Raw genomic sequence first — 13,438 nt, forward strand, 5'->3', positions numbered from 1 at the left:
AGATCGCGCAGCGGGGGGTGCCGCAACGCCGGCGCAGCGGAACGCGACACTTTGGCACAAGTCGCCGTGACGTGCCATGGCCTGCGTATCATCCGCCGGATGAGCAAAACCGGCCGCCCCCACATCGTCATCGTCGGCTGCGGGTTCGGCGGGCTGGAGGCGGCGCGCAAGCTCCAGCGCGCCGACGTCGACATCACGGTGGTGGACAAAACCAATCACCACCTGTTCCAGCCCCTCCTCTATCAGGTCGCCACGGCGGGGCTGGCCGCGCCTTCGATCGCGGCGCCGGTGCGGCTCCTGTTCCGACGGCAACCCAATGTCACAACCTTGCTGGGCGAGGTCACGCAGATCGACCCGGTGGGCCGCGAAGTCCACCTCGCCGGAGGCACCCGCCTCGCCTGGGACCATCTGGTCCTGGCCGCCGGCGCAACGCACAGCTATTTCGGCCACGACGACTGGGCGCGGATGGCGCCCGGCCTCAAGACGCTGGCCGATGCCTTCGAAATCCGCCGCCGCATCCTCATGAGCTTCGAGGCGGCCGAGGTCGAGTCCGACCCGGCTCGCCGGCGCGCGTTGCTGACCTTCGCCGTGATCGGCGCCGGCCCCACCGGCGTGGAGATGGCCGGCACGCTCGCGGAGATCGCGCGCCACACGCTCGAAGGCGAGTTCCGCCACATCGATCCGGGAAGCGCCGAGGTGCTGCTGATCGAAGGCGGACCGCGCGTGCTGCAAGCCATGCCCGAGTCGCTGAGCCAGCGCGCGCAGGACCAGTTGCAGAAGCTCGGCGTCCAGGTGCGCCTCAACGCCAAGGTGACGTCCGTCGATGCCACCGGCCTGCACGTCGAATCGCCTTTCAGCGACGGCGGGGCGGGCGTGGGCAGCCACCGGATCGAATGCAACTGCGTGATCTGGGCGGCAGGCGTCGCCGCGTCGCCGCTGGGCCGCTTGCTCGCCGCGGCGACCGGCGTGGAGACGGACCGTGCCGGCCGCGTCAAGGTGCTGGCGGACTTGAGCGTGCCGGGCCATCCGGACATCAGCGTCGTCGGCGATCTCGCGGCCGCGCTGAGCCATCGGCCCGGCAAGGAGCCCAAGCCCGTGCCCGGCGTGTCGCCCGGTGCCAAGCAGATGGGACGCGCCGCCGCGGCCAACATCCTGCGCCGCATCGCGGGCCAGCCGACCGAGCCCTTCCGCTACCGAGACTACGGCAACCTGGCCACGATCGGCCGCAACTCGGCCGTGGTCGACCTGGGCACACCCTTCGGCCCCCTGCGCTTCTCGGGCCGCATGGCGTGGCTTTTCTGGCTGTTCGCGCACGCCTACTTCCTGATCGGTTTCCGCAATCGCACCGTGGTGCTGATGGATTGGGCGAGCGCGTACTGGAGTTTTCAGCGGCATGCGCGCGTGGTCGCGGATGTCAGGGGACGAGGTGAATCATGAGCACGAACTCCGCAAGGCGAGCACCCACCGCCGATGAACTGAACCAGCGCGGCGCCGAGAACCTGCCCGGCTATCTCGGCATCGTGATCACCCACGTCGGCCCGTCCGAGGTGCGCTCGGAGCTGCCCGTGCGCAAGGCGCTCATGGCGCCCAACGGCTTCCTGCATGCGGGGAGCGTGGTCACGCTGGCCGACACCTCCGCAGGCTATGGCTGCGTCGCCAGTCTTCCCGAAGGCGCGACGGGCTTCACCACCATCGAACTCAAGTCCAACCATCTCGGAACGGCGCGCGACGGCACGATCGAATGCACGGCCACGGCGGTGCATCTCGGCAAGACGACGCAGGTCTGGGATTCGGTGGTCAGGCATCGGGAGACGGGCAAGACCATCGCCCTCTTCCGCTGCACCCAGATGGTGCTCTACGCGAAGGGGTAAACATGGCCCGCATCGAAAGCAAGCTTCAGTCGCTCGGCCTGGTGCTGCCGCCGCCCGTCGCGGTGCCGCCCGGTGTGTCGCTGCCCTTCCCATGGGTACGGCTCTCAGGCGAGCGTGCATTCATCTCGGGCCATGGCCCGCAGAACAGCGACGGCACCCTGTCCGCACCGCTGGGCAAGGTCGGACGCGAGCTCACGATCGAGCAGGGCTACCAGGCCGCGAGGCTCACCGCACTTGGCATGCTCGCGAGCCTGCAACGTGCCATCGGCGACCTGGACCGCGTGACCGCGTGGGTGCGCGTGTTCGGCATGGTCAACGCGGCGCCGGGCTTCCATCGGATGCCGGCCGTGATCAACGGGTTCTCGGACCTGATCATCCAGCTGTACGGCCCTGAGATCGGCGCCCATGCACGCAGCGCGGTCGGGCTGGCAGAGCTGCCCTTCGACATTCCGGTCGAGATCGAGGCCGAGGTCGAGTTCAGCGGATAGATTCCAATCCCTCGCGAAGGTCGCCGATGAAAAAACTCCAGTTCTGCCTCGGTGCCGTGGTCCTGCTCGCCTCCTGCGCGGCCCTCGCGCAAGCGCCAGACCCGTGCAAGACCCAGAAGAACACCGTCGAGATCAACGAGTGCGCGCAACAGACGCTGGCGCGCAAGGACAAGGAACTCAACGCCGCCTACCAGTCGCTCGTGAAGTCGCTCGCGAGCGACGGCAAGACCGACACCACCGACTACGCAGGCACGAAAAAGCTGCTCCAGCAGGCGCAGCGCGCATGGGTGCAGTTCCGCGACAGCGACTGCAATGCCAAGTACACGCTCAATGCCGCCGGCACCATCCGCGACGTCGCGGCGCTGAGTTGCAAGATCGAGCATACCGAGCAGCGCACGAAGCAGCTGAAGGACTGGATCAAGGGCTGAAGCAGCGCCCAGGTCCGATCACAGTTCGAGCACCAGCCTGCCGCCGCCCATGCAGGCGCGTGAGCAACACGTCATCATCTTCGTGTCGGCCTCGCGTTCGGCGCGCGTGAGCACGACATCGCGGTGGTCGACCTTGCCGGCGAGCACGCGCACTTCGCAGGAGCCGCAGAGGCCCTCCTCGCAATCGCTCTGCACATCGATGTTGGCCGCGCGCAGAGCGCTCAGCACGGTCTGGTCGGCCGGCACGTGCACGACGATGCCGGAGTCCTTCAGCTCGACGTCGAAGGCGTGTTCGCGCGACGGGTCCAGGGTTCGCAGGGTCGACTCGAAATGCTCGACATGCAGCGCGTCCTCGGGCCAGGCGGCGCAATGCGCCTCCAGCGCCGACAGCATGCGCACCGGACCACAGGCGTAGATCTGGGTGCCGGGTTCGGGCGTGGCGAGCAAGGCTGCCAGGTCGTTGCGCCGGCCTTCGTCGCCTGCGTAGACGACCAGTCGCCCGCCGTGCAGCGCGGCCAGTTCGTCGACCAACGCCATGCTGGCCCGGGAGCGACCGCTGTAGTGCAGGGAGTAGTCGAGGCCCAGCGCCTTCGCGCGGCGCGCCATCGCGCTCACGGGCGTGATGCCGATGCCCCCGGCGATGAAGATCACCTTCTTCGCCGATTCGTCGAGATGGAAGTGATTGCGCGGGCCGCGGATCTTCAGCTTGTCGCCGGCCTTCACGTTCGCATGCACCCAGGCCGAGCCGCCGCGGCCGTCGGCCTCGCGCAGCACGGCGATCTCGAGCGCCTTCGCGTCATCGGGGTCGCCGCACAGCGAGTACTGCCGCGAGAGTTCCGGATGGCCGCATTCGATGTCGATGTGCGAACCCGGCGTCCAGCGTGGCATCGGCCGGCCGTCCGGCGCGACGAGGCGCAGCTTCACGATGCCGTCCGCCACCCGGGCGACTCTCTCGACCACCACCGGCCGCGTGATCGCGCCCTTCGACGGCTCGCCAAGGCGCACCGGCACCGAAACCTCCGGCCGGCGCAGCGCAGGCAGCGAGCGCTCCGGGTTGTGTGCGGGATCCCATTCCACCCACAGATGCTCCGGCCCTCGAAACGAGGTGTTGGGCACGTACGAGAACGCTTGCGCCGACAAACGCATGTGGGGCAGCCGCCGCGTGAACTCCTCCAGGAAGATCTGCATCTCCATGCGCGCCAGGTTCTTGCCCATGCACTGGTGCGAGCCGTAGCCGAAGGTCAGATGGTCGCTCGCGTTGTCGCGCCGGATGTCGAACAGGTCGGCATCCGCGAAGTGGGCCTGGTCGTGATTGGCCGACGACGTGACGATCAACAGCTTCGATCCGGCGGGCAGGTCTAGGCCACCCACCTGCGCATCGGCCGTGACGATGCGGCGCCATGCCGCGACCGAGCCGTTGTGACGCAGGCACTCCTCGACGGCGTTGGGGATCAGGCTCGGGTCTTCGCAGATGTCGCGCCACACGTCGGGGTGCTGCAGCAGCAGCTTCATCGCATTGGCGGTCGCGTTGGCGGTGGTCTCATGGGCCGCGACGATGCCGGCCATCATCATCGAGTGCAAGTACGAGTCGGTGACGACGTCGGGCAGCTCGCGCTGCTTGCGCAGCCCGTACTGCATCCAGCCGCCGCCCTCCGGGTCCTGCCGCATCTTGTCGAGCACCTTGCCGGCGAACTGCCAGAAGTTGCCGACCGCATGCGCCACGGCGACCTGTTCCTCCGGCTTCGGCCGGCCCCAGGTGTTGACCGTGTGCGCGATCGAATACTGGCGCAGCGTGTCCATGTCTTCCTCGGGCACGCCGAGGAAATGCAACGCCACGGTCAGGGGGACTTCCCAGAGCATCTGGTCCACGAGGTCGGCGCGGCCGTCGTCGATGAAGCGGTCGACATACTCGCGGGCGAGTTGCCGCACCATCGGCTCGTGGTGCTTGAGTTCCTCCGGCGTGAACGGGTCCATCAGCGCGCGGCGGCGCGGCATGTGCGCCGGCTCGTCCTCATTGACCAGCGTGCGGTTCAGCGCAAAGCCGTAGGACGCGAGCACCGCGTTCGCCTCGTCGCCGGTCGGCGTGATCTTCTCGAGCGCGATGGCGGGGCTGAAGGTGATGTTGTCGCGAAAGATCGCCTTGATGTCGTCGTAGCGCGTGACCACCCAGTAGCCGAGCTTCGGGCTCCAGAAGATCGGCTCCTTCTCGCGCGCCCAGCGCACGTATTCGGGCGGGTCCTGCTGGTAGCCGTCCTCGAATGGATCGAAGTCCGCGGCGCGCTGGCTGACCGGACAGCCGGTCGGCGTTCGCTCGCCGGACAACGCGCCATGCGCGACGGGACAACCGGCCGTTCGAAGCGCGACTTCAACACTCTTCATGGCGCGCGCCTCCTCAGTCGAGCGAGATGTTCAGATCGCGGATCAGCTTCTGCCACTTGATGGTTTCGGCCTTCAGCAACTCCGCAAACTGCGCCGGCGTGTTGCCGACCGGCTCGACGCCGAAGTCGACCAGCCGCTTGGTGACCGCCGGGTCGTGGATCGCCGCGACGACCTGCTTGTTGATCGCGGCGATCGTCGCGGGGGGCGTGCCCGCAGGCACGACCATGCCGACCAGCGCCGCGGCCTCGACGTTCTTGTAGCCCAGTTCAGCGAAGGTCGGCACGTCCGGCAATTGCGGCAGCCGTGTCGCGTTGGCCACGGCCAGCGCCCTGACCTTGCCGCCCTTGATGAAGCCGGCGCCTGCGGCCAGATCGACCATCATGGCCGGGATCTGACCGCCGGCCACGTCGGCCAGGGCCGGGGCGGCGCCGCGATACGGCGCATGGACCATCTCCAGTCCGGCTTCGGACTTCAGCAGTTCCATCGCCAGGTGGTGCGGACTGCCGGCGCCGGCCGAGCCGTAGTTGATGCCGCCGCGCTTCGCCTTGGCCTGGGCGATGAAGTCCCTGGCGTCCTTGACCTCGATGCCGGGGCCGACGACCAGGATCATCGGGAAGCGCCCCATCAGCGTGACGGGAGCGAGGTCCTTGGTGGGGCTGTAGCTGAGCGACTTGTAGAGCACCGGATTGAAGACCAGCGTGCCGTTGTCGGCCGACAGCACCGTGTAGCCATCTGCCGCGGCCCGCGCGACCTCGGCGGCGCCGAGCGCCGTGTTGCCGCCCGGCTTGTTGTCGACGACGACCGGCTGGCCCGCTTGCGTCGACCAGGTCTGGCCGATGGTGCGCGCGAGAAAGTCGGAGCCGCCACCCGCCGCATACGGAACGACCCATCGGACCGGCTTGGCCGGATACGTCGACGGAGCCTGCTGCGCGAGCGCGGGCAGATGCAGGACGGGCAACGCCAGCAGCGTCGCAACAAGAAGCTTCTTCATCGGGTCGATCCTCATGAGTGATTTGCGTAATTGTTATACGCTATGCGTAATCAAAACATGGGGTTTCTACCGCCCCAGCCCCCTGAGTAGGATCAAGCGCCATGAGCAAGACCCAGAGTCCCGACGCAGCTTCGGACGCCGCCGCCCCGCGAGTGCTGGAGCGCCGGCAACGCGTGCAGTCGGCCGAAACCGGCATGGCCGTGCTGAAAACCTTGTCGGCGATGGGCGGCAGCGCCGGCCTGTCCGCACTGGCTGCGCAGGTGGGGGAAAGCCCGGCCAAGGTGCATCGCTACCTGGCGAGCCTGATCCAGGAGGGCCTGGTGGACCAGGACACAAGTTCCCAGCGCTATTTCCTCGGGCCCGAACTGATCCAGATCGGGCTGACGGCCATGCGGCAGGCCGAGCCGATCCGCCTCGCCGAGCCGGCGCTGGTCCGGCTGCGGGAGAGCCTGGAGATCACCTGCTTCGTGGCGCTCATGGGCAACAAGGGGCCCACCATCATGCGGTTCGAGGAGCCCGGCCTGCCCGTGACGGTCAATGTGCGTGCCGGCTCGGTGATGTCGCTGGTCTGGTCGGCCACCGGGCGCGTCTTCCTGGGGCTGCTGGACGAGGCCCGCGTGCGGACCCTGGCGGAAGAAGAACTGGCGGCGGCGACTCCGGACATGCTCGCCCTCCTGCCCATGCCGAATCCGATCGACAGCCTGCAGAGCGAAGTCCGGGCCGCCGGCTGTGCTGTCGTCAGGGACGTCTATCTGCGCGGCATCAGCGCCGTGGCTGCCCCCGTGTTCGACTTCACGGGGCGGGTGTGCGCGGTCCTCACGGCCCTGGGCGCCAGCGGGGGCTTCGATCCGTCTGCGAACGGCCCGATCGCAACGGCGGTTCGGCGCGAGGCGCAAGCCACCAGCGCCAAACTGGGCTACGCGGCCCCGCGGCCAGGAAACTGAGTGACGGCGCGATGCGCTCGCGCCGGTCCCGTCAGGACTTGCTCTCCGCCTCCTGCAGCAGGCGCCACATCACCTTGCCGCTGCCGCTCTTCGGCAACGCATCGACGAACTGCACCGCGCGCGGGATCTTGTAGACCGCCATGTTTTCGCGGCACCAGTCGATGATCTGCTGTTCGGTCGTGTCCTTGTGCGTCGCGCGCAGCACGACCACCGCCTTGACCGACTCGCCACGGTAGGCGTCCTTCATCGCGATGACGCAGGCTTCCTGGATCGCGGGGTGACGGAACATCAGCAGTTCGACCTCGGCCGGCCAGACCTTGAAGCCGCTCGCATTGATCATGCGCTTGAGGCGGTCGGTCATGAAGAAATAGCCGTCCTCGTCCATGCGGCCCATGTCGCCCGAGCGGAAGAAGCGCTTGCCCTCGAACTCGATGAAGGCCGCGGCCGTCGCATCGGGTCGCTTCCAGTAGCCCTGGAAGACTTCGGGGCCGTGGATGATGATCTCGCCCGATTCGCCGATGGGCATTTCAGTCAGCGTGTCGGGGTCGACCACCCGCGCATCGGTGCTCATGTACGGGATGCCCAGGCATTGCTGCTTCGGGTTCTCGAAGGGATTGGCGTGCGAGGGCGCAGCGGTTTCGGTGAGGCCATAGCCCTCCTGGTACTTCAGGCCGAACTGCTCGAGCAGGCGCTGCGCAACGGCCTGCGGCATCGCCGCGCCGCCACCGCCGATGTAGACCAGGCTGCTCAGGTCGTAGTTCGCGAAGTTCGGGCTGGCCATCAGGTCGATGACCATGGTGGGGATGTTGGTCCAGCTCGTGACCTTGCGGCGCGAGATCAGCCGCCCGGCGACGTCGCGGTCCCAGCGCGGCATGATGACCAGCGTGCCCGCCATCAGGATCGTGGTGTGCATCATGCTCACCACGCCGGTGATGTGGAACATCGGCACCACGGCCAGCACCACGGCCTCAGACGAGCCCAGGCCCCACAGCTGGCCGGAGAAGGCGTTGTGCATCAGGCTCGAATGGTGGTGGATGCAGCCCTTGGGCAGCCCGGTGGTACCGCTGGTGTAGGGCAGCAGCGCCATGTCGTTGGCGCCGACCACGTGCTCGGGGGCCGCATGGCCTGCGTTCATCGCATCGGTCCAGGCCATGACGGCGCCGCCTTCGAGCGCAGGCAGGGGGTGGCGTGTCAGCAGCCAGCCGCGCCAGGCCGCAGCGGGCGATTCGTCGCCGGTCACCTCGGCATCGAAGGTGTCGGTGAACTGCGTGACGATCATGTGCGCGAGCCGGTCCTTGGGCTCCAGCGCGTTGCTGGCCTTGGCGAGTTCGGGCGCGAGGTCGCCGGTGGTGATCGCGACCCTCGCGTCCGGGTCGGTGATGTAGTGCTTCAGCTCCTCGGCACGGTTCATGGGATTGACCGGCACCACGACGGCATTCGCGCGCAGGATCGCGAAGTGCGCGATCACGAGTTGCGGGCAGTTTTGCATGTCGAGCAGCACCCGGTCGCCGCGCTTCACGCCCAGCGCGTGCAGCGTGCCGGCGAGGCGCTCGGCCTGCGCCGCGAATTCGCGGTAGGTGATCTCGCTGCCGAAGAAGACGAGTGCCGCCTTGTCGGGGAAACGGGCGGCGGCGGTGGCGAGGTTGTGCCACAGGGAGGTGGCGGGAACGGTGATCGAACGGGGAAGGCGCTGCGGCCAGAATTTGTAGTGCGGGCGATCCATACAGTCTCCAAACAGCGTGAGAGCCTACGACGCCCGACGAGGTGCCTGCATCGGGGAAGCCCCGAAACCGTCACATGGGCGACTCTCTTCTTGCACCAATGACCGACAGACGGAGCCCGCGATATGCCGTACAACGGCAGGCTCCGTTCCAACCACCCACCGAGGAGTTCACATGGCAGCAGACAAGCACGCAAGCGTTCACTGGGAAGGTGCCGGCAAGACCGGCAAGGGCCAGATCAGCACCGAGACCGGCGCCCTCAAGGACTACCCCTACGGCTTCGCAAGCCGCTTCGAGGACGACAAGCGCGGGACCAACCCGGAAGAGATCCTGGGCGCGGCGCATGCCGGCTGCCTGACCATGGCCTTCGCCTTCGCGCTCGAAGGCGCGGGCTTCACCGCCAACTCGATCGACACCAAGGCCGCGGTGCGCCTCGCCAAGGACGGCCCGGGTTTCAAGATCGACCGCATCCAACTCGAACTCGAAGCCAGCATCCCGGGCATCGACGAAGCCAAGTTCCAGGAACTGGCCGCCGGCGCCAAGGCCGGCTGCCCGCTGTCGAAGGCGCTCGCCAGCGTGCCCGAGATCACGCTGAAGGCCACGCTCAAGAGCTGAATCGAGCGCTGGCCGCCTCCTCGAAGGCGCTGTTTATGATCCCTCGCTCAACGAGGAGACAAACATGAACATCGCCCGCAAAGGCATCGCGGCGGTCCTGTGGATGGCCGCTTCGGCCGCCGCCATGGCCGCCTTTCCCGAAAAGCCGATCAAGATCGTGATCGGCTTTCCGGCCGGCGGCCCGCTCGACCAGCACGCGCGCCTGCTCACCGACAAGCTGCAGGCCGTGCTGGGCCAGCCCGTGATCGTCGACTACAAGCCAGGCGCCGGCGGCTCGGTCGGCGCGGAGGCCGTCGCCAAGAGCCCGCCGGACGGCTACACGCTGATGCTGGCCAACACGGGCGTGGCGGTGATCAACGGCGCGCTTTACAACAAGCTGCCCTACAACACGCTCAAGGACTTCACGCCGATTGCGCGCACGGCCATGCAGCCGCTCGCGCTGCTGGTGACGCCGAAGCTGCCCGTGACGAATATCAGGCAGTTCATCGACTACGCCCGCGCCCGGCCAGGCCAGATCAACTACGGCTCGGCCGGCAACGGCGGCATCAGCCATCTCGTGCCGGAGATGTTCAAGAACGCGACCGGCATCTTCATGGTCCACATCCCCTATCGCGGCAGCGCGCCGGCCTTCACCGACCTGATGGGCGGGCAGGTGCAGTTCATGGCCGAATCGATTCCGCAGGCGGCCAACTATCACAAGCAGGGCAAGGTCCGCGCGCTGGCCGTCACCAGCGCCACGCGCAACCCTGCCCTCCCCGACGTGCCGACGGTGATCGAATCCGGCGTCAAGGGCTTCGAGGTGGTCGGGTTCTACGGCTTCCTCGCCCCTGCCGGCACGCCGAAGGACGTGGTCGCCAGGCTCAGTGACGCGTTCAAGCAAGTGCTGACCAGCCCCGAAGTGCGCGACCGCATGGTGAGCCAGGGGGCCGACCCAGCCTTCCTCGGCTCCGAGGATTTCGCGAAGTTCCTGGTCACTGAAACGCCCCGTTGGGAAAAGGCGGTCAAGGCCTCCGGCGCCCGGATGGACTGAACCGGCACAGCTCTTGCGTACGGTCGATGGATTCATCGACTTACCCAGGAGCCCTGCCATGAAGTATTCCAAGCGCCAGTTCGCGTCGATCCTCGCCGCGGCCGCGCTGTTCAGCGTCGGTGCCGCGAACGCCCAGAATGCGCTCGACAACGTCCTGAAGGCCAAGACCATCAAGATCGCCGTGCCGACGGACTACCCGCCCTACGGCTCGGTCGACAAGAACATGGCGCCGCAGGGCCTCGACGTCGAGATGGCCCAGCTCATCGCGAGCAAGCTGGGCGTGAAGGTCGAGCTGGTGCCCGTCACCAGCGCCAATCGCATTCCTTACCTGCAGACGCGCAAGGCAGATCTCGTGATCTCCACGCTCGGCAAGAACGCCGAGCGCGAGAAGGTGATCGATTTCTCCGCGGCCTACGCGCCCTTCTTCCAGGCTGTGTACGCCTCCAAGAACCTCAACATCAAGAGCTTTGCCGACATGGGCGGCAAGAGCGTGGCCGTGACGCGCGGCGCGATGGAAGACCAGGAACTCGCCAAGGTGGCACCGTCCAACGTCGACTACAAGCGCTTCGAGGACAACAACGCCACCATCGCGGCCTTCGTTGCGGGCCAGACGCAGACCATCGCCACGAGCGCGGCCGTCGCCGGCGACATGATGCAGAAGAACCCGCAGCTCGGCGCCGAATACAAGCTGCTGCTCAAGGACAGCCCCTGCTTCATCGGCATCGCCAAGGGCGAGGACGCGCTGAAGACCAAGGTCAACGACATCATCGCCGGCGCCAAGAAGGACGGCACGTTGGACACCATGGCGAAGAAGTGGCTCGGCCGGCCGGCCGGCGACCTGCCGGTCTGATCCGACCGCCATGGGTATCGAATTCGACTTCGGCGCCGTCCTCGGCCAATGGCCCCTGCTCGTCAAGGGCGTGCTGTGGACGCTGGGCCTGACCGCCATCGCGACCGCGATCGGCATGGTGGTCGGCGTGGCCTGCGCCTGGGCGCGCGCGAGCGGTCCCGCGTGGCTGCGCTGGATCGTGGGCAGCTACGTCGAGCTGATCCGCAACACGCCCTTCATCGTGCAGCTGTTCTTCATCTTCTTCGGGCTGCCGGCGGCGGGCTTCAAACTCTCGCCGGAGGTGGCGTCCATCATCGCGATGGTGATGAACCTCGGCGCCTACGCGACCGAGATCATCCGCGCCGGCATCGAGGCCACGCCGCGCGGCCAGATCGAGGCGGCCGTGAGCCTGGCGCTCAACAAGGTGCAGGTCTTCATGCGCGTGGTGCTGCCCCCCGCGATGAAGAAGGTCTGGCCCGCGATGGTGAGCCAGATCATCATCGTGATGCTGGGCTCCGCCGTGTGCAGCCAGATCTCGACCGAGGAACTGAGCTACGCCGCGAACCTGATCCAGAGCCGCAACTTCCGCGCGTTCGAGGCCTTCATCATCGCAACGGTGATCTACCTGGCGCTGTCGATGGGCGCACGCCGGCTGCTCAACTGGGCCGGCCCCAAGTACTTCTTCGGACGCTGAGGCGCGCATGACCGACTTCTCGCTCTGGGACATCCTGCGCAACCTGCTGATGGCGTTGCGCTGGACGGTCGTGCTGTCGCTGATCGCCTTTGTCGGCGGTGGCGTGGTGGGCGGCCTGCTGCTCTTCCTGCGCCTGTCCGGCGGCCGGGTGGCGGACCGGTTGATCGGCCTGTACGTGCAGGTCTTCCAGGGAACGCCGCTGCTGATGCAGCTGTTCCTGGCCTACTTCGGCATTGCGTTGTTCGGCATCGACGTCTCGGCGTGGACTGCCGCCTCGGTGGCGCTCACGCTCTACACCAGCGCCTTTCTCACCGAGATCTGGCGCGGCTGCGTGGCCTCCATTCCCAAGGGCCAGTGGGAGGCTTCCGGCAGCCTCGCGCTGAGCTTCGGCGAGCAGATGCGCCACGTGATCCTGCCGCAGGCCCTGCGCATCGCCGTGGCGCCGACGGTGGGCTTCCTGGTGCAGGTCATCAAGGGCACGGCGCTCGCCTCGGTGATCGGCTTCGTCGAGCTGACCAAGGCCGGCAGCATGATCTCGAACGCGACCTTCAAGCCCTTTGTCGTGTTCAGCTGCGTCGCCCTGCTGTATTTCGTGCTGTGCTTTCCCGTGAGCCTGTACGCCAAGAACCTCGAGAGGAAGATCCATGGCGCTCGTCGCTGAAGCCCCCGTCCCCATCGCCCAGGCACCGTCCGCAGCGCCGATCGTGCGCATCACGGCGCTGCGCAAGTCCTATGGCAGCAACGAGGTGCTCAAGGGCATCGACCTCGAAGTCAGGCGCGGCGAGGTCATCGCGATCATCGGCAAGAGCGGCTCGGGCAAGAGCACGCTGCTGCGTTGCATCAACGGGCTCGAAGTCTTCCAGGAAGGCTCCCTCACGGTGGACGGCAAGCCGCTGCTGCACGAGAGCGCGATGGCAATGCGCGAGTTGCGCCAGCGCGTGGGCATGATCTTCCAGAGCTTCAACCTGTTCCCGCACCTGACGGTCGGGCGCAACGTGATGCTCGCGCCCACGCTGGTGAAGAAGCGCAGCAGCATGGAGGCGGCATCGCAGGCGCGCAAGCTGCTCACGCGCGTCGGCCTGGCCGAGAAGTTCGACGCCATGCCCGACCAGCTCTCCGGCGGCCAGCAGCAGCGCGTGGCGATCGCCCGAGCGCTGGCGATGGAGCCCGCGGTGCTGCTGTGCGACGAGATCACCTCCGCGCTCGACCCCGAGCTCGTAGGCGAGGTGCTGCGGGTGGTGGAATCGCTCGCCGACGAGGGCATGACGCTGCTCATGGTGACGCACGAAATGAGCTTCGCGCGCAAGGTCAGCGACCGCGTGATCTTCATGCACCAGGGCCGCGTGCACGAGATGGGTCCGCCGGCCGAACTGTTCGGCAATCCACAGACCGCGGAACTGAAACAGTTCCTTTCGTCCTTGCACGACTGATCGGGCGGCGGCCGGGGA

At 67.3% G+C, this 13,438-nt stretch carries 14 protein-coding genes; 11 read left to right on the forward strand and 3 right to left on the reverse strand.

Annotated elements, in window-relative coordinates; genetic code table 11:
- The first annotated feature begins 99 nt into the window (after window positions 1–99).
- Genes QTH90_RS08180 through QTH90_RS08195 form a run of 4 tightly spaced genes read left to right on the forward strand, consistent with a single transcriptional unit; the run spans window position 100 to window position 2,787 of the window.
- A complete protein-coding gene (locus QTH90_RS08180; protein WP_444814691.1) occupies window positions 100–1,437 on the forward strand; it encodes an NAD(P)/FAD-dependent oxidoreductase in 1,338 nt (445 codons plus the stop codon).
- Window positions 1,434–1,871, forward strand: a complete 438-nt coding sequence (locus QTH90_RS08185) for a PaaI family thioesterase (protein WP_286663969.1) — start codon at window positions 1,434–1,436, stop codon at window positions 1,869–1,871. The genes QTH90_RS08180 and QTH90_RS08185 overlap by 4 nt, the downstream gene beginning before the upstream one ends.
- 2 nt (window positions 1,872–1,873) lie before the next feature.
- Window positions 1,874–2,359: a RidA family protein gene (locus tag QTH90_RS08190; RefSeq protein WP_286663970.1), complete on the forward strand. Its 486-nt coding sequence runs from the start codon at window positions 1,874–1,876 to the stop codon at window positions 2,357–2,359.
- 26 nt (window positions 2,360–2,385) lie between these two features.
- A complete protein-coding gene (locus tag QTH90_RS08195; protein ID WP_286663971.1) occupies window positions 2,386–2,787 on the forward strand; it encodes a lysozyme inhibitor LprI family protein in 402 nt (133 codons plus the stop codon).
- Between the two features lie 18 nt (window positions 2,788–2,805).
- Here the strand turns inward: QTH90_RS08195 and QTH90_RS08200 are convergent, their stop codons facing one another.
- Both QTH90_RS08200 and QTH90_RS08205 read right to left on the reverse strand, forming a co-directional pair.
- Window positions 2,806–5,166 (reverse strand): cytochrome P450/oxidoreductase, encoded by a 2,361-nt coding sequence (locus tag QTH90_RS08200; RefSeq protein ID WP_286663972.1) that lies wholly within the window; start codon window positions 5,164–5,166, stop codon window positions 2,806–2,808.
- Between the two features lie 13 nt (window positions 5,167–5,179).
- Window positions 5,180–6,157: a Bug family tripartite tricarboxylate transporter substrate binding protein gene (locus QTH90_RS08205; protein WP_286663973.1), complete on the reverse strand. Its 978-nt coding sequence runs from the start codon at window positions 6,155–6,157 to the stop codon at window positions 5,180–5,182.
- A gap of 101 nt (window positions 6,158–6,258) precedes the next feature.
- Here QTH90_RS08205 and QTH90_RS08210 point away from each other — a divergent pair, with 101 nt between their 5' ends.
- Window positions 6,259–7,101 (forward strand): IclR family transcriptional regulator, encoded by an 843-nt coding sequence (locus QTH90_RS08210; RefSeq protein ID WP_286663974.1) that lies wholly within the window; start codon window positions 6,259–6,261, stop codon window positions 7,099–7,101.
- A gap of 31 nt (window positions 7,102–7,132) precedes the next feature.
- Here the strand turns inward: QTH90_RS08210 and QTH90_RS08215 are convergent, their stop codons facing one another.
- Complete coding sequence (locus QTH90_RS08215) at window positions 7,133–8,824, reverse strand: long-chain fatty acid--CoA ligase (protein WP_286663975.1); 1,692 nt, start codon at window positions 8,822–8,824, stop codon at window positions 7,133–7,135.
- 172 nt (window positions 8,825–8,996) lie between these two features.
- Here QTH90_RS08215 and QTH90_RS08220 point away from each other — a divergent pair, with 172 nt between their 5' ends.
- The 6 genes from QTH90_RS08220 (at window position 8,997) to QTH90_RS08245 (ending at window position 13,420) form a co-directional block, all read left to right on the forward strand.
- A complete protein-coding gene (locus tag QTH90_RS08220; protein ID WP_286604302.1) occupies window positions 8,997–9,437 on the forward strand; it encodes an OsmC family protein in 441 nt (146 codons plus the stop codon).
- A gap of 64 nt (window positions 9,438–9,501) precedes the next feature.
- The gene (locus tag QTH90_RS08225) at window positions 9,502–10,467 is read left to right on the forward strand and encodes a Bug family tripartite tricarboxylate transporter substrate binding protein (protein WP_444814692.1); all 966 of its coding nucleotides are present in this window, start codon (window positions 9,502–9,504) and stop codon (window positions 10,465–10,467) included.
- Window positions 10,468–10,525: 58 nt separating this feature from the next.
- Window positions 10,526–11,317 carry a transporter substrate-binding domain-containing protein gene (locus QTH90_RS08230; protein ID WP_286663976.1) on the forward strand — a complete coding sequence of 264 codons (792 nt, stop codon included), beginning with the start codon at window positions 10,526–10,528 and terminating at the stop codon, window positions 11,315–11,317.
- Window positions 11,318–11,327: 10 nt separating this feature from the next.
- On the forward strand, window positions 11,328–11,990 hold the full coding sequence (locus QTH90_RS08235; protein ID WP_286663977.1) for an amino acid ABC transporter permease: 663 nt from the start codon (window positions 11,328–11,330) through the stop codon (window positions 11,988–11,990).
- Between the two features lie 7 nt (window positions 11,991–11,997).
- On the forward strand, window positions 11,998–12,651 hold the full coding sequence (locus tag QTH90_RS08240; RefSeq protein ID WP_286663978.1) for an amino acid ABC transporter permease: 654 nt from the start codon (window positions 11,998–12,000) through the stop codon (window positions 12,649–12,651).
- Complete coding sequence (locus tag QTH90_RS08245; RefSeq protein WP_286663979.1) at window positions 12,635–13,420, forward strand: amino acid ABC transporter ATP-binding protein; 786 nt, start codon at window positions 12,635–12,637, stop codon at window positions 13,418–13,420. The genes QTH90_RS08240 and QTH90_RS08245 overlap by 17 nt, the downstream gene beginning before the upstream one ends.
- The last annotated feature ends 18 nt before the right edge of the window (window positions 13,421–13,438 follow it).

It is taken from the genome of Variovorax flavidus (assembly GCF_030317145.1).
In the GTDB taxonomy this organism is placed as follows: domain Bacteria; phylum Pseudomonadota; class Gammaproteobacteria; order Burkholderiales; family Burkholderiaceae_C; genus Variovorax; species Variovorax flavidus.

Bases quoted from the DNA above. Each gene is read 5' to 3' on its own strand.
- QTH90_RS08235 (WP_286663977.1), top strand. From the start codon at position 11,328: ATGGGTATCGAATTCGACTTCGGCGCCGTCCTCGGCCAATGGCCCCTG.
- QTH90_RS08205 (WP_286663973.1), bottom strand. From the start codon at position 6,157: ATGAAGAAGCTTCTTGTTGCGACGCTGCTGGCGTTGCCCGTCCTGCAT.
- QTH90_RS08230 (WP_286663976.1), top strand. From the start codon at position 10,526: ATGAAGTATTCCAAGCGCCAGTTCGCGTCGATCCTCGCCGCGGCCGCG.
- QTH90_RS08215 (WP_286663975.1), bottom strand. From the start codon at position 8,824: ATGGATCGCCCGCACTACAAATTCTGGCCGCAGCGCCTTCCCCGTTCG.
- QTH90_RS08210 (WP_286663974.1), top strand. From the start codon at position 6,259: ATGAGCAAGACCCAGAGTCCCGACGCAGCTTCGGACGCCGCCGCCCCG.
- QTH90_RS08180 (WP_444814691.1), top strand. From the start codon at position 100: ATGAGCAAAACCGGCCGCCCCCACATCGTCATCGTCGGCTGCGGGTTC.
- QTH90_RS08200 (WP_286663972.1), bottom strand. From the start codon at position 5,166: ATGAAGAGTGTTGAAGTCGCGCTTCGAACGGCCGGTTGTCCCGTCGCG.
- QTH90_RS08225 (WP_444814692.1), top strand. From the start codon at position 9,502: ATGAACATCGCCCGCAAAGGCATCGCGGCGGTCCTGTGGATGGCCGCT.
- QTH90_RS08195 (WP_286663971.1), top strand. From the start codon at position 2,386: ATGAAAAAACTCCAGTTCTGCCTCGGTGCCGTGGTCCTGCTCGCCTCC.
- QTH90_RS08190 (WP_286663970.1), top strand. From the start codon at position 1,874: ATGGCCCGCATCGAAAGCAAGCTTCAGTCGCTCGGCCTGGTGCTGCCG.
- QTH90_RS08240 (WP_286663978.1), top strand. From the start codon at position 11,998: ATGACCGACTTCTCGCTCTGGGACATCCTGCGCAACCTGCTGATGGCG.
- QTH90_RS08220 (WP_286604302.1), top strand. From the start codon at position 8,997: ATGGCAGCAGACAAGCACGCAAGCGTTCACTGGGAAGGTGCCGGCAAG.
- QTH90_RS08185 (WP_286663969.1), top strand. From the start codon at position 1,434: ATGAGCACGAACTCCGCAAGGCGAGCACCCACCGCCGATGAACTGAAC.
- QTH90_RS08245 (WP_286663979.1), top strand. From the start codon at position 12,635: ATGGCGCTCGTCGCTGAAGCCCCCGTCCCCATCGCCCAGGCACCGTCC.